20 protein-coding genes are annotated in these 18,954 nt (G+C 71.1%); 12 read left to right on the top strand and 8 right to left on the bottom strand.

The annotated features are described in order from the left end of the window. The first annotated feature begins 183 nt into the window (after positions 1 to 183). The 3 genes from ACWDGI_RS28180 to ACWDGI_RS28170 are packed head-to-tail and all read left to right on the top strand — an operon-like array spanning position 184 to position 3,021. Positions 184 to 1,248 carry a type III polyketide synthase gene (locus tag ACWDGI_RS28180; RefSeq protein WP_351698390.1) on the top strand — a complete coding sequence of 355 codons (1,065 nt, stop codon included), beginning with the start codon at positions 184 to 186 and terminating at the stop codon, positions 1,246 to 1,248. Continuing rightward, positions 1,245 to 2,492: a cytochrome P450 gene (locus tag ACWDGI_RS28175; protein ID WP_450763588.1), complete on the top strand. Its 1,248-nt coding sequence runs from the start codon at positions 1,245 to 1,247 to the stop codon at positions 2,490 to 2,492. The genes ACWDGI_RS28180 and ACWDGI_RS28175 overlap by 4 nt, the downstream gene beginning before the upstream one ends. A 7-nt stretch (positions 2,493 to 2,499) precedes the next feature. Further along, a complete protein-coding gene (locus ACWDGI_RS28170) occupies positions 2,500 to 3,021 on the top strand; it encodes a cupin domain-containing protein (protein WP_450763586.1) in 522 nt (173 codons plus the stop codon). A 111-nt stretch (positions 3,022 to 3,132) separates the two neighbouring features. On the opposite strand, the gene ACWDGI_RS28165 is transcribed toward ACWDGI_RS28170, so the two are convergent. Further along, the gene (locus ACWDGI_RS28165) at positions 3,133 to 4,359 is read right to left on the bottom strand and encodes an acyl-CoA dehydrogenase family protein (protein WP_450763584.1); all 1,227 of its coding nucleotides are present in this window, start codon (positions 4,357 to 4,359) and stop codon (positions 3,133 to 3,135) included. Between the two features lie 172 nt (positions 4,360 to 4,531). Between ACWDGI_RS28165 and ACWDGI_RS28160 the strand changes: the two genes are divergently transcribed. Further along, a complete protein-coding gene (locus tag ACWDGI_RS28160) occupies positions 4,532 to 5,176 on the top strand; it encodes a TetR family transcriptional regulator (protein WP_450763582.1) in 645 nt (214 codons plus the stop codon). 101 nt (positions 5,177 to 5,277) lie between these two features. Here the strand turns inward: ACWDGI_RS28160 and def are convergent, their stop codons facing one another. Then, positions 5,278 to 5,817, bottom strand: coding sequence for a peptide deformylase (gene def, locus ACWDGI_RS28155; RefSeq protein ID WP_450763580.1), 540 nt, complete (start codon positions 5,815 to 5,817; stop codon positions 5,278 to 5,280). Between the two features lie 151 nt (positions 5,818 to 5,968). On the opposite strand from def, the gene ACWDGI_RS28150 reads away from it, so the two are divergent. The 5 genes from ACWDGI_RS28150 to ACWDGI_RS28130 all read left to right on the top strand — a co-directional run bounded on the left by ACWDGI_RS28150 (position 5,969) and on the right by ACWDGI_RS28130 (position 10,739). Continuing rightward, positions 5,969 to 7,207: a MurT ligase domain-containing protein gene (locus ACWDGI_RS28150; protein WP_384484402.1), complete on the top strand. Its 1,239-nt coding sequence runs from the start codon at positions 5,969 to 5,971 to the stop codon at positions 7,205 to 7,207. Positions 7,208 to 7,230: 23 nt separating this feature from the next. Beyond that, the gene (locus tag ACWDGI_RS28145) at positions 7,231 to 7,959 is read left to right on the top strand and encodes a type 1 glutamine amidotransferase (protein WP_382530072.1); all 729 of its coding nucleotides are present in this window, start codon (positions 7,231 to 7,233) and stop codon (positions 7,957 to 7,959) included. A 179-nt stretch (positions 7,960 to 8,138) separates the two neighbouring features. Next, positions 8,139 to 9,164, top strand: a complete 1,026-nt coding sequence (locus tag ACWDGI_RS28140) for a 6-phosphofructokinase (RefSeq protein WP_450763577.1) — start codon at positions 8,139 to 8,141, stop codon at positions 9,162 to 9,164. Positions 9,165 to 9,345: 181 nt separating this feature from the next. Beyond that, entirely contained in the window at positions 9,346 to 10,296 is a 951-nt protein-coding gene (locus tag ACWDGI_RS28135) for a cytochrome c oxidase assembly protein (RefSeq protein ID WP_450763575.1), read from the top strand. Between the two features lie 272 nt (positions 10,297 to 10,568). Continuing rightward, positions 10,569 to 10,739 (top strand): hypothetical protein, encoded by a 171-nt coding sequence (locus ACWDGI_RS28130; protein ID WP_450763573.1) that lies wholly within the window; start codon positions 10,569 to 10,571, stop codon positions 10,737 to 10,739. Between the two features lie 121 nt (positions 10,740 to 10,860). Here ACWDGI_RS28130 and ACWDGI_RS28125 read toward each other — a convergent pair whose 3' ends face one another. Genes ACWDGI_RS28125 through ACWDGI_RS28110 form a run of 4 tightly spaced genes read right to left on the bottom strand, consistent with a single transcriptional unit; the run spans position 10,861 to position 14,885 of the window. Next, positions 10,861 to 12,042: a sensor histidine kinase gene (locus ACWDGI_RS28125; protein WP_450763571.1), complete on the bottom strand. Its 1,182-nt coding sequence runs from the start codon at positions 12,040 to 12,042 to the stop codon at positions 10,861 to 10,863. Beyond that, positions 12,039 to 13,751 (bottom strand): sodium/solute symporter, encoded by a 1,713-nt coding sequence (locus ACWDGI_RS28120; protein ID WP_450763569.1) that lies wholly within the window; start codon positions 13,749 to 13,751, stop codon positions 12,039 to 12,041. The genes ACWDGI_RS28125 and ACWDGI_RS28120 overlap by 4 nt, the downstream gene beginning before the upstream one ends. 22 nt (positions 13,752 to 13,773) lie before the next feature. Further along, complete coding sequence (locus ACWDGI_RS28115; RefSeq protein ID WP_450763567.1) at positions 13,774 to 14,133, bottom strand: hypothetical protein; 360 nt, start codon at positions 14,131 to 14,133, stop codon at positions 13,774 to 13,776. A gap of 2 nt (positions 14,134 to 14,135) precedes the next feature. Further along, positions 14,136 to 14,885 carry a LytR/AlgR family response regulator transcription factor gene (locus tag ACWDGI_RS28110; RefSeq protein ID WP_450763566.1) on the bottom strand — a complete coding sequence of 250 codons (750 nt, stop codon included), beginning with the start codon at positions 14,883 to 14,885 and terminating at the stop codon, positions 14,136 to 14,138. 121 nt (positions 14,886 to 15,006) lie between these two features. On the opposite strand from ACWDGI_RS28110, the gene ACWDGI_RS28105 reads away from it, so the two are divergent. The 3 genes from ACWDGI_RS28105 to rocD all read left to right on the top strand — a co-directional run bounded on the left by ACWDGI_RS28105 (position 15,007) and on the right by rocD (position 17,708). Next, positions 15,007 to 15,492, top strand: a complete 486-nt coding sequence (locus ACWDGI_RS28105) for an Lrp/AsnC family transcriptional regulator (protein WP_450763565.1) — start codon at positions 15,007 to 15,009, stop codon at positions 15,490 to 15,492. Positions 15,493 to 15,658: 166 nt separating this feature from the next. Then, on the top strand, positions 15,659 to 16,468 hold the full coding sequence (gene ddaH / locus ACWDGI_RS28100) for a dimethylargininase (protein WP_450763563.1): 810 nt from the start codon (positions 15,659 to 15,661) through the stop codon (positions 16,466 to 16,468). A 19-nt stretch (positions 16,469 to 16,487) separates the two neighbouring features. After that, a complete protein-coding gene (gene rocD, locus ACWDGI_RS28095; RefSeq protein ID WP_450763561.1) occupies positions 16,488 to 17,708 on the top strand; it encodes an ornithine--oxo-acid transaminase in 1,221 nt (406 codons plus the stop codon). A 46-nt stretch (positions 17,709 to 17,754) separates the two neighbouring features. On the opposite strand, the gene ACWDGI_RS28090 is transcribed toward rocD, so the two are convergent. Together ACWDGI_RS28090 and ACWDGI_RS28085 are read right to left on the bottom strand one after the other, a co-directional pair. Further along, complete coding sequence (locus tag ACWDGI_RS28090) at positions 17,755 to 18,390, bottom strand: DUF305 domain-containing protein (protein ID WP_450763559.1); 636 nt, start codon at positions 18,388 to 18,390, stop codon at positions 17,755 to 17,757. 83 nt (positions 18,391 to 18,473) lie between these two features. Further along, on the bottom strand, positions 18,474 to 18,902 hold the full coding sequence (locus ACWDGI_RS28085; RefSeq protein WP_450763557.1) for a DUF6153 family protein: 429 nt from the start codon (positions 18,900 to 18,902) through the stop codon (positions 18,474 to 18,476). Between the last annotated feature and the right edge of the window lie 52 nt (positions 18,903 to 18,954).

Here is an 18,954-nt window from a genome sequence, read left to right as displayed (position 1 = left end):
CGTCCTCCTCGTCTGGATACCTCTGCGCTGATCCGACCCTGACACGGGGTCACCGGTTCGGAGTAGTCCGGCGAGAGATCATCGCCCTCACGGGTGATCGTGAGGGAACCACCTCCTGAGGTGAACCACCTCTCTGACCGGTCGGGCCCAAACCCGCCGGAAGGCTGAAAGCAGGCACGGTTCATGGCGACTTTGTGCAAACCCTCAGTGTCGGTCCCGGAGTACGTGATCACGATGGAGGAGACGCTGGAACTGGCGCGCTCCCACCACGAGAACCACCCGCAGCTGCCACTGGCGCTGAGACTGATCGAGAACACGGGCGTTCGCACCCGGCACATCGTGCAGCCGATCGAGGAAACCCTGAAGCACCCCGGCTTCGAGGAGCGCAACAAGCTCTACGAGGTCGAGGCCAAGGCCCGGGTCCCCGCAGTCATCCAACGAGCGCTCGACGACGCCGAGCTGCTCACCAGCGACATCGACGTGATCATCTACGTCTCGTGCACGGGCTTCATGATGCCCTCGCTCACGGCGTGGCTGATCAACGAGATGGACTTCGACTCCACCACCCGCCAGATCCCCATCGCGCAGCTGGGCTGCGCGGCCGGCGGAGCGGCGATCAACCGGGCGCACGACTTCTGCTCGGCGTACCCGGACGCCAACGCGCTCATCGTGGCCTGCGAGTTCTGCTCGCTGTGCTACCAGCCGACCGACCTCGGCGTCGGCTCGCTGCTCTCCAACGGCCTCTTCGGTGACGGCATAGCCGCCGCCGTGGTCCGCGGCAAGGGCGGCACCGGCGTCGAGCTCGAACGCAACGGTTCGTACCTGATCCCCAAGACCGAAGAGTGGATCATGTACGACGTCCGGGCCACCGGGTTCCACTTCCTGCTGGACAAGCGGGTCCCGGCGACCATGGAGCCGCTCGCGCCGGCCCTCCAGGACCTCGCGGGACTGCACGGCTGGAACGCGTCCGACCTGGACTTCTACATAGTCCACGCGGGCGGGCCGCGAATCCTGGACGACCTGAGCAAGTTCCTCCAGGTCGATCCGCACGCGTTCCGGTTCAGCCGGGCCACGCTCACCGAGTACGGCAACATCGCGAGCGCCGTCGTCCTGGACGCTCTGCGCCGGATGTTCGACGAGGGCGGTGCCGAGCACCAGGCGCGCGGCCTGCTGGCCGGCTTCGGTCCCGGCATCACCGCGGAAATGTCGCTGGGTCGCTGGCGGCGTTCGGACGAAGAGGCGGCTTGACCGAGATGACGCTCACCGAACCACTCGACTCCGCCGACGAGGCGGCCGGTGAGGCCACCTGTCCGGTCCGGCACTGGACGGTGCTGGACCTGACGGGGGTGGACTTCGACCCCACCCTGGCCGAGCTGATGCGGGAGGGTCCGGTCACCCGGATCCAACTGCCCAACGGCGAGGGCTGGGCCTGGCTGGTCACCCGGTACGACGACGTGCGGGTGGTGGCCAACGACCCCCGGTTCAGCCGTGAGGCGGTGATGGAGCAGCCGGTCACCCGGCTCGCCCCGCACTTCATCCCGGACCGTGGCGCGGTCGGCTTCCTGGACCCGCCCGACCACACCCGGCTGCGCCGGTCGGTGGCCTCCGCGCTCACCTCCAAGGGCGTGGAGCGGGTCCGCGAGAAGGCGCGCCGGATGCTGGACGAGCTCGTCGACGAGCTGGTCCTGGACGGCCCGCCCGCCGATCTCACGGCGACGGTCCTGAGCCCCTTCCCCATCGCGGTGATCTGCGAGGTGATGGGCGTTCCGGCCGCCGACCGGCACACCATGCACATCTGGACCCAGCTGATCCTGTCCTCCAGCCACGGCAAGGAGGTCAGCGAGAAGGCCAAGCGCGAGATGGGGGCCTACTTCGGCGACCTCATCGCCCTGCGCGAGGGCAGTACGGGCGAGGACGTGGCCTCCCTGCTGGGCGCGGCCGTGGGCCGCGGCGAGGTCACGCTGGAGGAGGCCGTCGGTCTCGCGGTCCTCCTCCAGATCGGCGGCGAGGCGGTCACCAACAACAGCGGGCAGATGTTCTACCTGCTGCTGACCCGCCCCGACCTCCTCGACCGGCTGCGCAGCGAGCCGGAGATCCGCCCCAGGGCGATCGACGAGCTGCTGCGCTACATCCCGCACCGCAGCGCGGTGGGACTGTCCCGGATCGCCACGGAGGACGTGGAGATCAAGGGCGTACGGATCCGTGCGGGCGACGCGATCTACGTCTCGTACCTGGCCGCCAACCGCGACCCGGAGGTCTTCCCGGACCCCGAGACGATCGACTTCGCCCGCAGTCCCAACCCGCATGTGTCCTTCGGGTTCGGCCCGCACTACTGCCCGGGCGGCCAGCTCGGCAGGCTGGAGGAGGAACTCCTGGTCGACGCCCTGGTCGACCGGCTCCCCGGACTGCGGCTCGCCGTACCTCCGGACCAGGTCCCCTTCAGAAAGGGCGCGTTGATCCGGGGACCCGAGGCACTTCCGGTGACCTGGTGAGTGGCCCATGACCACGACCGAGGGACTCCTCGTACCACCGGGACACGGGCGCGTGGTCCAGTCGTCGGCCCAGCGCGTCACCTTCAAGGTGACGGGCACGCACTCGCGGATGGCCTCCACCTTCGAGGTGGAGGTCCCGCCGGGCTTCGACGTGGGCGCCCATGTGCACACGCAGAGCGAGGAGTTGTTCTACGTCCTCGAAGGCGAACTGGACGTTCTCGCCTTCGAGCCCCGCATCCGCACTCCCGACAACTGGCAGAAGTGGGAGTCGACCTCGGGCACGAGGGTGGTGCGGGCAACCCCGGGCACGCTGATCGCCGTGCCCCCCGGCTGCCCGCACGCCTTCGCCAACCCGACGGACACCCCGGCGCGGATGTTCTTCCAGGCTTCCCCGCCCCCCGCGCACGAGCGCTACTTCGAGGAACTCCTGGAGATCCTGGGAGGCGACGGCCCCCCGGACCACGAGGCGATCGAGGAACTCCGCAAGCGCTACGACATCGAGCAACTCACGCCTTTGAAACACCGGTGACAGGGCCCACCTGCCTGGGGGCGCGGGGCGTTGCCGATATGCGGCTCCGCCGCGTGGCGCGACCGGCCACCGACGGCCGTCCGTCCGCAACGCACCGTACCCCCGTCGGCGCTACCGGATCGGCATCCCCGACAACGTCCGGGCGATCACCAGCCGCTGCACCTCACTCGTCCCCTCGAAGATCGTGTAGATCGCCGCGTCGCGGTGCATCCGCTCCACCGGATACTCCCGCGTGTACCCGTTGCCGCCCAGGATCTGGATCGCCTGGGCGGTGACCTTCTTCGCGGTCTCGCTGGCGAACAGCTTCGACATCGAGCCCTCGGCGGCGGTGAACGGCTTCCCGTTCACCGCCATCCATGACGCACGCCACACCAGCAGCCGGGCCGCGTCGATCGACGTCCGCATGTCCGCGAGCTGGAAGGCCACGCCCTGGTTGTCGATGATCGGCCGGCCGAACTGCTCACGGGTCTTGGCGTAGTCGAGGGCGACCTCGTAGGCGGCTCGCGCGGTACCCACCGCCATGGCCCCCACCGCGGGGCGGCTCGCCTCGAAGGTCGCCATCGCCGCGTTCTTGACCCGCTCGCCGCCCGTCCTGGCTCGCTCCCGGGCACGGGCGAGGCGCTCGTCGAGCTTCTCCTTGCCGCCGAGCAGGCAGGAGCCCGGCACCCGGACGCCGTCCAGGACGACCTCGGCGGTGTGCGAGGCACGGATCCCGTGCTTCTTGAACTTCTGGCCCTGGGCCAGTCCGGGCGTCCCCGGCGGGATGATGAAGGACGCGTGGCCCTTGGAACCGAGCTCCGGGTCGACGACCGCGACGACGACATGGACGTTGGCGATGCCGCCGTTGGTCGCCCAGGTCTTCGTGCCGTTGATCACCCACTCGTCCTTGGCCTCGTCGTACACGGCCCGGGTGCGCATGGAGGCCACGTCGGAGCCGGCGTCGGGCTCGGAGGAGCAGAACGCGGCGACCTTGACGTCGTTGGGGTCGCCGTACATCTGGGGTATCCAGGTGCCGATCTGCTCCTCGGTGCCGTTGGCGAGGACGCCGACGGCGGCCAGACCCGTGCCCACGATGGAGAGGGCGATGCCCGCGTCGCCCCAGAACAGCTCCTCCATGGCCATCGGTATGCCGAGACCGGTGGCGTCGAAGTACTGCTGGGCGTAGAAATCGAGGGAGTAGATGCCGACCTTCGCGGCCTCCTGGATGACCGGCCAGGGAGTCTCCTCACGCTCGTCCCATTCGGCGGCCGCGGGGCGGATGACGTCGGCGGCGAAGCCGTGCAGCCAGTCCCGGACCTCCTTCTGTTCGTCGTTGAGTTCCATGGTGAACTCGGCCATGACCCCTCCAGCGGCAGCGCATAATGTGTTACTAGCGGTAACCCGAGTCTGTTACTCGTCGGTAGGAAAAGTCAACTCCCAAGGTCACCTCGGCAGCCAGTTCGAGATGGGTCGGCTGTCAGGTGTTAGTTTGCGCAGGCGTCACCGAAACAGCACGGGGTGGGGAGAGCACATGGACACCACACAGCGGACCGAACAGCAGAGGTCCGCCGACCGTCGACGGCGGGAGCTGCTGGAGGCCGCCGACCGGGTGGTGCTGCGCGACGGCCCGCAGGCCTCGATGAACGCGATCGCGGCGGAGGCCGGCATCACCAAACCGATCCTCTACCGCCACTTCGGCGACAAGGGCGGCCTCTACGCGGCCCTGGCCAAGCGGCACACGGACGCGCTGCTGAACTCGCTCCGGGACGCGCTGGACGCTCCCGCGGAGCGCCGTGAGCGGGTCGAGGCGACCTTGGACACCTACCTCGCGGCGATCGAGGCGCGGCCCCAGGTGTACCGGTTCCTGATGCATCCCGCGGAGGGCAGCACCGGGTCCGACCAGGGGTTCGACGTGGGAAAACACTCGGCTCCGCTGTTGCGGCGGATGAGTGAGGAGCTGGCGCAGGTCATCGAGGACCGGCTGGATCTGGGGCCGAACAGTCAGCAGCTGGCGCGGGTGTGGGGGCACGGGATCGTCGGGATGATGCATGCGGCCGGGGACTGGTGGCTCGGGGAGCGGCCGTGCACTCGTGCAGAGTTGGTGAAGAGTTTGGCTGATCTGTTGTGGGGGCGGCTGGCGGCGGCGGGGGACAAAATCGGAGGTCCTGGGTTCTGAAGGCCGTACGTCGTCTCACGGCCGGTGGGGGCTTGTCGCGCTGTTCCTCCCCCAACCTTCGGCCTGGGGGTACCCCCAGCGCCCCTTTGAGGCGCGTCCGCTTACCGGCGCCAAGAGGACTTCGCCACCTGTCGCATCAGTCTGCGCTTGCGCCAGCCCGTGACGTGGTCGGCGTACACGCGGCCCTCCAGATGGTCGGTCTCGTGCTGCAGGCACCTCGCGAAGAAGCCCGTGCCGTGGATCGTGATCGGCTCCCCCGTCGCCGTGAACCCCTCCACCACCGCGTGGTCGTAGCGCTCCGTCCCCGCCTCCAGGCCCGGCAGGGACAGGCAGCCCTCCGGCCCGCGGATCGTCACGCCGTCCGCCGCCACCAGGCGGGGGTTCACCACATGGCCCAGATGCCGTACGTCCTCGTCGTCGGGGCAGTCGAAGACGAACACCCGCAGTGGCTCCCCCACCTGGTTCGCCGCCAGGCCCACGCCCTCCGACGCGTACATCGTCGCGAACAAGTCCTCCACCAGACGGGAGAGTTCGGGGCCGAAGTCGGTGACCTCCGGGCAGCGGGTGTGCAGGACGGGGTCGCCGAGCAGGGTGAGGGGCCGGACCCGCCCACGGGCGCCCGGAATGGAACCTTGTCGCATGGCCGCAAGGGTACGGTTCGAATCGGCCCCTGCCCGCCGCGCAGGCGAGGGCCGGAATTCGGGTGTGCGAATGGATCTCGATAGGCTGAGGTGCACACCACGTTGCCGGATGGCTGATGCGCGGCGCGTAGTCAAGGAGGATCGAGAACTGATGGCAGGCAACTCGGACCCGCTCACGCCGCGGGCCAAGATCGCCGTGACCGCGGGCAAGGCGGTCGCGGCGGCGTCCCGCGCCGCGGGACGCGGCAGCGGATCCGTGATCGGCGGCCGGGTCGCACTGAAACTCGACCCCGACCTTCTCGCCCGGCTCGCCCAGAACCTGGACGTCACGCTCGTCTCGGCGACCAACGGCAAGACGACGACCACCCGGCTGATCGCCGAGGCGCTCAAGGCCGCGGGGCCGGTCGTCTCCAACGCGCTCGGCGCCAACATGCCCGCCGGCATCACCTCGGCACTGGCCGGCGGCTCCGACGCCAAGTTCGGCGTCATCGAGGTCGACGAGAAGTACCTCGCCGGGGTCGCCCGGGACACCGACCCGAAGTGCATCGCGCTGCTCAACCTCTCCCGCGACCAGCTCGACCGGGCCGCCGAGACCCGGATGCTCGCCGAGAACTGGCGGGAGGGTCTGGCCGGCTCCAAGGCCGTCATCGTGGCGAACTGCGACGACCCGCTGGTGGTGTGGGCCGCGTCCTCCTCCCCCAACGTGATCTGGGTCGCCGCCGGGCAGATGTGGAAGGACGACGCCTGGTCCTGCCCGTCCTGCGGCGGTGTGATGCAGCGCCCGGGCGACGACTGGTTCTGCGGTGAGTGCGGGTTCCGGCGGCCGACCCCGAGCTGGGTGCTGTCCGGGGACCACGTGCTCGACCCGCACGGGTCCGCCTGGCCGATCCACCTCCAGCTGCCGGGACGCGCCAACAAGGCCAACGCGGCCTCCTCGGCCGCCGTCGCCGCCGTCTTCGGGGTGCCGCCGCAGGTCGCCCTGGAGCGCATGTACCAGGTGCAGGCCGTCGCGGGACGGTACGACGTCGTGCAGTTCCAGGGACGTGACCTGCGGCTGCTGCTCGCGAAGAACCCGGCCGGCTGGCTGGAGACGTTCTCGCTGATCGACCCGCCGCCGACCCCGGTGATCCTCTCCGTGAACGCGCGCGGCGCGGACGGCACCGACACCTCCTGGCTGTGGGACGTGGACTACACCCGCCTCACCGGCCACCCGATCTTCGTGCTCGGCGACCGCAAGCTGGACCTCGCGGTGCGTCTCGAGGTCGCGAACCAGCACTTCCAGGTCTGCGACTCCCTCGACCAGGCCGTGCAGATGGCCCCGCCCGGCCGGATCGAGGTCATCGCGAACTACACCGCGTTCCAGGATCTGCGCCGCCGCGTCGGCAACTGACTGACCCCGAAGGACGATCATTGATGAGCGACAACCAACTGCGGCTGGTGTGGATCTACCCGGACCTGCTCAGCACCTACGGCGACCAGGGCAACGCGCTCGTCGTGGAGCGCCGGGCCCGGCAGCGCGGTCTCGACGTGGCCCGGCTGGACGTGCGCAGCGACCAGCCGATCCCGACCTCCGGCGACATCTACCTGATCGGCGGCGGTGAGGACCGTCCGCAGCGGCTCGCCGCCGAGCGGCTGCGCCGCGACGGGCACCTGTACCGGGCCGTGGAGAACGGCGCGATCGTGTTCTCGGTGTGCGCCGGCTACCAGATCCTCGGGCACGAGTTCATCAACGACCTGGGTCAGCGCGAGCCCGGCCTCGGCCTGCTCGACGTGACGACCGTGCGCGGCACCGGGGAGCGGTGCGTCGGCGACGTCCTCGCCGACATCGACCCGCGTCTGGGGCTGCCCCAGCTCACCGGGTTCGAGAACCACCAGGGCGTCACCCAGCTCGGCCCCACCGCCCGTCCCCTCGCCCGCGTCCAGCTGGGCCGGGGCAACGGCACCGGGGACGGCACGGAGGGCGCGTACAACGACACCGTCTTCGGCACGTACATGCACGGGCCGGTGCTCGCCCGCAACCCGCTCATCGCGGACCTGCTGCTGAAGCTCGCGCTCGACGTGAACGCGCTGCCGCCGATCGACGACCGGTGGTACGAGGCCCTGCGCACCGAGCGGATCGCGTCGGCGCAGCAGCCCGCCTGACCGGACCGGAGTGGTCGATTCCGGGCCCGCCTGACAGGGTGTCCGCTCACATGTGCGGGCGCGTCCAGCAGGCGGACGCCCGGTACGGCCGGACCCCCTCCCGCCGGTAGGGTGACGGCGATGTCAGCCGGACAGCGTGGTCCGGTCTTCGGCCCACGTGAAGAAGGTTGTTTCGGGCTATGCGCATTGGTGTCCTCACGTCCGGCGGCGACTGCCCCGGCCTGAACGCCGTCATCCGGTCCGTCGTGCACCGTGCCGTCGCCGACCACGGCGACGAGGTCATCGGCTTCCGGGACGGCTGGAAGGGCCTCCTGGAATGCGACTATCTCAAGCTCGACCTCGACGCCGTGGCCGGCATCCTGGCCCGCGGCGGCACGATCCTCGGCTCCTCCCGGGTCCAGCCCTCGCACCTGCGGGACGGCGTGGAGCGGGCCAGGGGCCATGTGGCCGAACTCGGCCTCGACGCGATCATCCCGATCGGCGGTGAGGGCACGCTGAAGGCGGCCCGGCTGATGTCGGACGCCGGCCTGCCGATCGTCGGCGTGCCGAAGACCATCGACAACGACATCGCTGTCACCGACGTCACCTTCGGCTTCGACACGGCCGTGGGTGTGGCCACCGAGGCCCTCGACCGGCTGAAGACCACCGCCGAGTCCCACCAGCGGGTCCTCGTCGTCGAGGTCATGGGCCGGCACACCGGCTGGATCGCCCTGCACTCCGGCATGGCGGCCGGCGCCCACGCCGTCGTCGTACCGGAACGGCCCTTCGACATCGAGGAGTTGGCCCGCCGGGTCGGCGAGCGGTTCGAGGCCGGGAAGCGGTTCGCGATCGTCGTCGCGGCGGAGGGGGCCAAGCCGAAGGCGGGCACGATGGCCTTCGACGAGGGCGGCAAGGACATCTACGGCCACGAGCGGTTCGCCGGGATCGCCCGGCAGCTCTCCATCGAGCTGGAGCAGCGGCTCGGCAAGGAGGCGCGGCCGGTCATCCTCGGGCATGTGCAGCGGGGCGGCACGCCGACGGCGTACGACCGGGTGCTGGCGACGCGGTTCGGGTGGCATGCGGTGGAGGCCGTGCATCGCGGGGAGTTCGGTCACATGACCGCGCTGCGGGGCACGGACATCGTGATGGTGCCGCTGGCCGAGGCGGTGGAGACGTTGAAGACGGTTCCCGCGGAGCGGTACGACGAGGCGGAGACCGTGCTTTAGGGGCAGCGCCGTAGGGGGTGCCGATTCGTCGCCGGGTGCGGGTCGTGTGTGGTTGCTCGCGCAGTTCCCCGCGCCCCTGAGGGGGCGCTCCAGTGCCCCCGGTCGCAGCGGCGCCCGGGGGCAGCTCTACTCTGGGGGACCGAAGAAACTGCACAACCCCCCACGAATCAGGAGCCGCCGGATGGATCACAGCGGGCACGGCATGACCATGGACTTGCCGCCGTTCACGCTGGGGCGGGGGCTGGAGTGGTCGGCGGATCCCTTCTTTCTCGTGGCCTGCGTCGCGGGGCTCGCGCTGTACGGGTGGGGTGTGGTGCGGCTGCGGCGGCGCGGGGACGCGTGGTCCGTCGGACGCACGGTGTCGTTCGTCGTCGGCGTCCTGACCATCATGCTGGTGATGTGCACCAGGCTGAACGACTACGGGATGGTCATGTTCAGCGTGCACATGGTGCAGCACATGGTCATCAGCATGCTGTCGCCCATCTTCATCCTGCTGGGCGCCCCGGTCACGCTCGCGCTGCGTGCGCTGCCCGTCGCCGGGAAGGGCCGCAAGGGACCGCGCGAGCTGTTGCTGGCCCTGCTGCACAGCCGGTACATGCGGATCATCACCCATCCCGCCTTCACGATCCCGCTCTTCATCGCGAGCCTCTACGCGCTCTACTTCACCCCGCTGTTCGACTTCCTGATGGGGTCGAAGGCCGGGCACATCGCGATGATGGTGCACTTCCTGGCCGTCGGTGTCGTCTTCTTCTGGCCGATCATCGGTGTCGATCCGGGACCGCACCGGCCGGGGTACCTGATGCGGATGCTGGAGCTGTTCGCGGGCATGCCGTTCCACGCCTTCTTCGGTATCGCGTTGATGATGGCGTCGGAGCCGATGGTCGAGACGTTCAAGAACCCGCCCGCCTCGCTCGGCATCGACGCGCTCTCCGACCAGACCGCGGCCGGCGGTATCGCCTGGGCGTTCAGCGAAGTCCCCTCCGTGCTGGTGCTGATCGCCCTGCTGTTCCAGTGGTACGGCTCCGAGCAGCGGCAGGCCCGGCGCACGGACCGGGCCGCGGACCGGGACGGCGACAAGGAGCTCGAGGCGTACAACGCCTATCTGGCCTCACTGAACGCACGCAAGGGCTGAAGGGCCTTCCTGTCGGCGGCAGCCGTCCCAGGAACCGTCGCGCCCGCTCGCGTGGTGCACGCGCCGCGTGACGGGCGCGAGCCCGGGACGGCCGCCCGGTCACCGCCGGCGGCCTCTCCCCCGGCGGTACGGATTCGCTCCTTTTGGGTACCGGGCGGCCTCCTGGGCCGGTGCGGGGATGTGGAAGACAGGGGCTCATTTCGTCGTGTGCGCCGTACGGAGGCAGAACGGGGGCACCATGGAGGGAGTCGGACCATGAGGAGGGTGTCGCGATGCCCGGTTCTGCGAACGGTTCCACCAAGGCGATGGGGGTCCTCACCGTAGGCGGACTCGTGGTGGTGACGGCCTACACGGTGGCACTCGGCAGCAACGGCTGGCTCTGGTTCGGGTGGGTGGTGCTGGGGCTGCTGACCCTCGCGATGGTGGTCACCCAGAGCAACTGACACACCGGCCGCGCACAGCGCCCCGAAGGGGGCGCGGGGCTGTATTGAATGTGCGGCTGCCGCCGCGTGGGCGCGACCAGCCACGACGGCGCCGCAGCAGGCCACCGCACACCGCGGAGGGCTAGTGCACCCCGGGCTGGTACTTGGGCAGCCGGGCGGTGATCTTCATGCCCGCGCCGGGGGCGGTCTCGATGACGAGGCCGTGGTCGTCGCCGTAGACCTGGCGGAGCCGGTCGTCGACGTTGGACAGCCCGATGCCGCCGGACGGGCTGGTCTCGCCGGCGAGGATGCGGCGCAGCAGGCCGGGGTCCATGCCGGTGCCGTCGTCCTCGATGACGACCAGGGCCTCGGCGCCCTCGTCCTGCGCGGTGATCTGGATGTGACAGGTGCCGGTCTTGCCCTCCAGGCCGTGCTTCACGGCGTTCTCGACCAGGGGCTGGAGGCAGAGGAAGGGCAGGGTGACCGGCAGTACCTCCGGGGCTATCTGGAGGGTGACCGTGAGGCGGTCGCCGAAGCGGGCCCGGACGAGCGCCAGGTAGTGGTCGATGGCGTGGAGCTCGTCCGCGAGGGTGGTGAAGTCACCGTGCCTGCGGAACGAGTAGCGGGTGAAGTCGGCGAACTCCAGGAGGAGTTCACGGGCCCGCTCGGGGTCGGTGCGCACGAAGGAGGCGATCACCGCCAGCGAGTTGAAGATGAAGTGCGGGGAGATCTGGGCGCGCAGGGCACGGATCTCGGCCTCGATGAGCCGGGTGCGGGAGCGGTCCAGGTCGGCCAGTTCCAGCTGGACGCTCACCCAGCGGGCGACCTCGCCGGCCGCCCGGACCAGGACGGCGGACTCGCGCGGGGCGCAGGCCACCAGGGTGCCGTGGACGCGGTCGTCGACGGTGAGCGGCGCGACCACCGCCCAGCGGACCGGGCAGTCGGGATGCTCGCAGTTCAGGCGGAAGGCCTCGCCGCGGCCGGACTCCAGCGGTCCGGCGAGGCGTTCCATGATCTCGGTGCGGTGGTGGTCGCCGACGCCGTCCCAGACCAGCAGGTTCTCGTGGTCGGTGAGGCAGAGGGCGTCGGTGCCCAGCAGGGTGCGCAGCCGGCGGGCCGACCGGCGGGCGGTCTCCTCGGTCAGGCCCGCGCGCAGCGGGGGTGCGGCGAGGGACGCGGTGTGCAGGGTCTCGAAGGTGGCGTGTTCGACGGCGGTGCCGAGACCGCCGAGGCTCTCGGGGCGTGCGGTGCGGCGGCCCAGCCAGAAGCCGGCGGCCAGCAGCGGGAGTACCGCCACCAGGAGACCGGCCAGGAATCCGGTCACGCCTTCACCTCCGCACGCAGTTCCTCGGGGAGGTGGAAGCGGGCCAGGATCGCAGCCGTGCCCGGCGGAACCCGGCCCGGCGTCGCCAGGGACACCAGGATCATGGTGAGGAAGCCCAGCGGCACCGACCAGAGGGCGGGCCAGGCGAGCAGGGCGTGCAGGTTCCCGGTGCCCGGGAAGTCGGCCATCGTCGCGGCCACCGCGCAGAACGCCGAGCCGCCCCCGACCAGCATCCCGGCGGCCGCGCCGGGCGGGGTCAGCCGCCGCCACCAGATGCCGAGGACCAGCAGCGGGCAGAAGGAGGAGGCGGACACCGCGAAGGCGAGCCCCACGGCGTCCGCGGCCGGCAGCCCGCCGACGACCACGCTGGCGGCGAGCGGAACGGCCATGGCCAGTACGGTCCCGAGTCTGAAGTGCCGCACCCCGCGTGCCGGCAGGACGTCCTGGGTGAGGACGCCGGCGACCGCCATGGTCAGTCCGGAGGCGGTGGACAGGAAAGCGGCGAAGGCACCGCCGGCCACCAGGGCGCCGAGGAGATCGCCGCCGACGCCGCCGACGACCCGGTCGGGCAGCAGCAGGACGGCCGCGTCCGCGTTGCCGGTGAGGGTGAGTTCGGGGGTGTAGAGCCGGCCGAGGGCGCCGTAGACGGGCGGCAGCAGGTAGAAGAGGCCGATCAGGGCGAGGACGGCGACCGTGGTGCGGCGGGCGGCGACGCCGTGCGGGCTGGTGTAGAAGCGGACGACGACGTGCGGCAGGCCCATGGTGCCGAGGAAGGTGGCGAGGATCAGCCCGTACGTGGCGTACAGCGGGCGTTCCTCGCGGCTCTCGGCGAGCGAGGTGGACATGCCGCCGTTGGTGCCCCGGTCGGTGGCGGGCACCCGGGTGCCCTTCGCGAAGGTCAGACGGGTGCCGGCGGTGATGCGGTGGGTTCCCTCGGGGAGGGTGACCCGGGCGTCCTGGTGCGGGCGGCCGTCGACGGTACCGGTGACGGTGACCCCGAGGGGGCGGTCCAGCCTGAGGTCGAGGGTGTCCTGGACGGCGACGGTGCGCTGGTCGCGGAAGGCAGCCGGTTCGTCGAAGGCGTGGGTGGGGGCGCCGGCGCCCTGCCAGGCGAGGATCAGGAAGAGGGCGGGGACCAGCAGGGCGGTGAGTTTCAGCCAGTACTGGAAGGCCTGTACGAAGGTGATGCTGCGCATGCCGCCGGCGGCGACGGTGGCCACCACGACCACGGCCACGATCAGCCCGCCCAGTGCGTCCGGGGCGCCGGTGAGCACCGCCAGGGTCAGTCCGGCGCCCTGGAGCTGGGGCAGCAGGTAGAGCCAGCCGACGCCGACGACGAACGCCCCGGCCAGCCGTCGTACCGGCTGCGAGGCGAGCCGGGCCTCGGCGAAGTCGGGGAGGGTGTAGGCACCGGATCGGCGCAGCGGAGCGGCGACGAAGAGCAGCAGGACCAGATAGCCGGCGGTGTAGCCGACCGGGTACCAGAGCATGTCCGGGCCCTGCACCAGGACCAGTCCGGCGATGCCCAGGAAGGAGGCGGCGGAGAGGTACTCGCCGCTGATCGCGGCCGCGTTGAGGCGCGGGCCCACGGTGCGCGAGGCGACGTAGAAGTCGGACGTGGTCCGGGAGATGCGCAGGCCGAAGGCGCCGACCAGGACGGTGGCGACGACCACGAGGGCGACGGCCGGGACGGCGTAACCGGAGTTCATCCGACCTCGTCCCGACGGGGGTTCATCGGTCCTCGACGAGTCGGACGAAGTCCCGCTCGTTGCGTTCGGCGCGCCGCACGTACCAGCGGGCCAGCAGGATCAGCGGGGCGTACAGGCAGAAGCCGAGCACCAGCCACTCCAGGCGGCGGGCCTGCGGGGCGGCCGCGAACACCAGCGGGAGCGGGCCGACGAGCAGCACGAGCACGGCGAACACGACGACGGCGACGCGGAGTTGGGAGCGCATGAGGGAGCGGACGTAGGTGTGGCCGAGGGTGGTCTGCTCGTCGATCTCGGTGCGCGGCCGGTAGTAGCCGGAGCCACGGCGGCTGCGGCGGGGCGGGCCGGTGACGGTGACCCGGCGTTCGGCGGGGTCGGTGGGCACCGTCAGACCCTCCTCATCAGCAGGTCCCGCAGCTCGCGCGCGTGGCGCCGGCTGACCTGGAGTTCCTCGCCGCCGACCAGGACGCTCACCGTGCCCGCGTCCAGGCGGAGTTCGCCGATGTGGCGGAGGGCGACCAGGTGGCGGCGGTGGATGCGGACGAAGCCGCGGGAGCGCCAGCGCTCCTCCAGGGTGGAGAGCGGGATGCGCACGAGGTGGCTGCCGCGCTCGGTGTGCAGGCGGGCGTAGTCGCCCTGGGCCTCGACATGGGTGATGTCCTCGACGGCCACGAACCGTGTGACACCGCCGAGTTCGACCGGCAGGTGGTCCGGGTCGGGTTCGTGCACGGGTATGTGCGGTGCGGTGCCGCGCAGTTCGACGACCCGTCGTACCGCCTCCGCGAGGCGCTCCTTGCGTACCGGCTTGAGGACGTAGTCGACCGCCTTGAGGTCGAAGGCCCTGACGGCGAAGTCCTCGTGGGCGGTGACGAACACGACCAGCGGGGGCCGGGCGAAGCCGGTGAGCAGCCGGGCCATCTCCAGTCCGTCCAGGCCGGGCATCTGGACGTCCAGGAAGACGACGTCGACGGCCTCGGGGCCGTGGGGTCCGGACTCCAGGGCGCGGGTGATGCGGCGCAGCGCCTCGGTGGCGTCCCCGGCGCCCTCGACGCTGCCGATGCGCGGATCGGCGTTCAGCAGGTAGAGGAGTTCCTCCAGCGAGGGGCGTTCGTCGTCGACGGCGAGGGCGCGCAGCATGAACGGAGTGTAGGCGGCGGACCGGGGCGCTGGACATGTACCGGACGTGGACGTTCGCGCCGGACGAACCGTGTGAAGTGGCGTGGCCTGAAGTGTCTTTCCCCGTGGATACAGTGCGGACATGAACAGCGGCACCGCCCCCTTCGACGATCTCGACCGGAAGATCACCACCGCGCTGATGGCGAACGCGCGGACCAGTTTCGCCGAGATCGGCGCGGCCGTCGGGCTCTCCGCGACGGCCGTCAAGCGGCGGGTCGACCGGTTGCGCGAGACCGGGGTGATCACCGGGTTCACGGCCACCGTGAAGCCGTCGGCCCTCGGCTGGCGCACCGAGGCGTATGTGGAGGTGTACTGCGAGGGCGCGGCCCCGCCCAGGCGGCTCGCGGAGGTGGTCCGCAACCATCCGGAGATCACCGCGGCCATGACGGTGACCGGCGGCGCGGACGCCCTGCTGCATGTCCGCGCCCGGGACGTGGACCACTTCGAGGAGGTGCTGGAGCGGATCCGGGTGGAGCCCTTCATCCGGAAGACGATCAGCGTGATGGTGCTGTCGCATCTGCTGCCGGAGAGCCCGGAGGCCGGCGCGACACACGCGGCGCCGCAGTAGAGCAGGGGCAGGGTGGGAGTAAACGCACAGATGCTGCGTTTGTGTGATCGGAGACGCAGCAATCCTGCGCAGACACGCAACATCCATTGCTTGTCGCCCGTATCCGACGCTTTCTACCTTGGTGTCAACCCTCGTCGACACCGCAGGAAAGCGGAGGAACACCTCTGTGCCCGAAAGCCGTGTGCCGCGTGTCCGGCGCTTCCTCGTCTGCGAACCCAGACACTTCGCCGTGCAGTACGCGATCAATCCCTGGATGAACCCCGACACCAGGGTCGACGTCGACCTGGCCCATGAGCAGTGGACCGCGCTCATCAGCGCCTACCGTGCCCACGGCCACAGCGTCGACCACCTGGAGCCGGTCCCCGGCCTGCCCGACATGGTCTTCGCCGCGAACTCGGCCGTCGTCGTCGGCGGCCGTGTCTTCGGCTCCCTGTTCCACGCGCCGGAGCGGCGCCCCGAGTCCTCGCACTACGACCTCTGGTTCAAGACCGCCGGCTACGACGTCCACCGCCCCGGCTCGGTGGTCGAGGGCGAGGGCGATCTGGTCTGGACGGGCCGGTACCTGCTCGCCGGCACCGGCTTCCGCACCACCCGGGAGGCGCACCGGGAGGCGCAGGAGTTCTTCGGCCATCCGGTGATCAGCCTGACCCTGGTGGACCCGTACTTCTACCACCTGGACACCGCGCTGTTCGTCCTCGACGACGAGAACATCGTGTACTACCCGGAGGCGTTCTCCAGCGGCAGCCGCGAGGTGCTGCGCCGCCTGTACCCGGAGGCGGTGCTCGCCACCCGCGACGACGCCATGGCATGGGGGCTGAACTCCGTCTCCGACGGCCGCCGGGTCTTCATCGCGCCGCAGGCCGAGGCGCTCGCCGCCCGGCTCGCCGACCAGGGCTACGAACCGGTACCCGTCGACCTGTCGGAGTTCCACAAGGCCGGCGGCGGCATCAAGTGCTGCACCCAGGAAATCCGCTGAGGTCCGAGGAGAGTCATCGATGACCGCACCCGTGCACACCCGTACCTCCGCCGAGCTGATCGAGGCCGAGGAGCCGGTCCTCGCGCACAACTACCATCCGCTGCCCGTGGTCGTCGCCGGTGCCGAGGGCGCCTGGGTGGAGGACGTCGAGGGCCGCCGCTATCTCGACATGCTGGCCGGCTACTCGGCCCTCAACTTCGGCCACCGCCACCCGGCCCTGATCGAGGCCGCACACCGCCAGCTGGACCGGCTGACCCTCACCTCCCGGGCCTTCCACAACGACCGGCTCGCCGAGTTCGCCGAACGGCTGGCCGCGCTGACCGGCCTGGACATGGTGCTGCCGATGAACACCGGCGCCGAGGCGGTGGAGAGCGGCATCAAGGTGGCCCGCAAGTGGGCCTACGACGTGAAGGGCGTCCCCGCCGACCGGGCCACGATCGTCGTCGCGGCGGACAACTTCCACGGCCGTACGACCACGATCGTCAGCTTCTCCACGGACGAGACCGCCCGCGCGGGCTTCGGACCGTTCACGCCGGGGTTCCGGATCGTGCCGTACAACGACCTGGCGGCGCTGGAGGCGGCGGTCGACGAGACGACGGCGGCCGTGCTGATCGAGCCGATCCAGGGCGAGGCCGGGGTCATGATCCCCGACGACGGCTATCTGACCGGGGTCCGCGAACTGACCCGGCGGACGGGCTGCCTCTTCGTGGCCGACGAGATCCAGTCCGGCCTCGGCCGCACCGGGCGTACCCTCGCCGTCGACCACGAGGACGTCGTCCCGGACATGCTGCTGCTCGGCAAGGCGCTGGGCGGCGGGATCGTGCCGGTGTCGGCGGTGGTGGCCCGGCGCGAGGTCATGAGTGTGCTGCGGCCGGGCGAGCACGGCTCGACGTTCGGCGGCAACCCGCTCGCCGCCGCGGTCGGCACGGCCGTGGTCGAACTGCTGGAGAGCGGCGAGTTCCAGCGCCGGGCGGCCGAGTTGGGCGTGGTCCTGCGGGACGGTCTGGCGGAGCTGGTCGGCAGGGGCGTGGTCGGCTTCCGCTCGCGCGGGCTGTGGGCGGGCGTCGACGTGGACCCGGCGATCGGCACCGGGCGCGAGATCAGCGAACGCCTGATGCGCGAGGGCGTCCTCGTCAAGGACACGCACGGCTCGACGATCCGGCTGGCCCCGCCGCTGACCGTCACGGCGGAGGAACTGCGGTCGGCGCTGGGGGCGTTGGAGAAGGTGCTGGCGGCCTGAGCGAGGAGGCGGCCGCGCCGACCGGGCGCGGCCGCCCCTCCCCCGGTCAGCCCTTGCCGAGGAGCTGCTTCATCTGCTTGATCTCGGCGTTCTGGGCGGCGACGATGTCACCGGCCAGGCCGGTGGCCGGGGCGTAGGCGCCATGGGACCGCTCGGTGGTGGCCATCTCCACGGCGCCCCGGTGGTGTTCGACCATCATGGTCAGGAACATCGTGTCGAAGTCCGTCCCCTCGGCCTTCTTCAGCGCGGTCATGTCCGCGTCGTCCATCATCCCGGCCATGCCGGTGTGGCCGCTGTGGTCCATGCCCGCCATGGGCACGTCCTCGCCCCAGGCCTTGAGCCACCCGGACATGGTCTTGATCTCCGGGTCCTGGGCCTTCTCGATCCGGGCGGCGAGGTCCTTCACGCGGGCCGAGGAGGCCCGGCCGGCCGCGAGTCCCGCCATCTCCAGGGCCTGCCGGTGGTGGGGGATCATGCGCTGCGCGAAGGTCACGTCCTGCGCGTTGTGCGCGCCGGCGGCCATGCCCGACGCGGACGCGCCGGCGTGCGCGGTGGCGGGTGTGCCGCTGTGGGCGGTGCCGTCGCCGCCGCCGCACGCGGTGAGGGCGAGGACGAGGACGAGGGCGGCGGTCGCGGTCAGCGCGACGAGGACGGCACGGGTACGGCTACGGGTGGTGCTCATGCTGGATCTCCTGCGGTGGATGTGAGGGGGGCACGCGGGAGCACGACCGCGGCGCGGTAAGCGCACGGCCGGCTCGGGTGCCTCTAGATCCGCAGGAGCTGGAGTTCGGCCAGGTCGGGGGGCGCGCGGGCGCCGTCCGGCGGGGTGGCCGGGCGGGAGCCGGCCAGGAGGGCGGCCGCGGGGACGGATACCGGGTCCGGGACCAGGGCCGGCAGCGCCGGTCCGCCGCTCACCGCGCCCGAGGCGCAGGTCGCGTCGGCGTGGTGCGCGTGGTTGCCGCCACAGTGGCCGTCGTCGCCGGAGCAGCCGTCGTACGCGGCGACCGCGGCGGTCGTGGCGGTCATTGCGGTCATGGGCGAGACCCGCTCATGACCACCGTGCCCGCCGGAGCCCAGGGCACCGCCGGGTGCCAGCCCGTGCATGGCGAGCAGTCCGGCCAGCAGGCCCAGCACGAGCAGGGCTCGCCGCCGCCGGTGCGGCGGGGGCGGGGTGGGCTGCTCGGTGGGGCGCATCGGGATCATCCTATGCACGGCCTGAGTGCGGACCGGGACGGACACGTCTTCG

The organism is Streptomyces sp. NPDC001220 (assembly GCF_053597895.1).
Note: the sequence above shows the minus strand (reverse complement) of the source record. Positions and strands in the feature narration are given on the sequence as shown.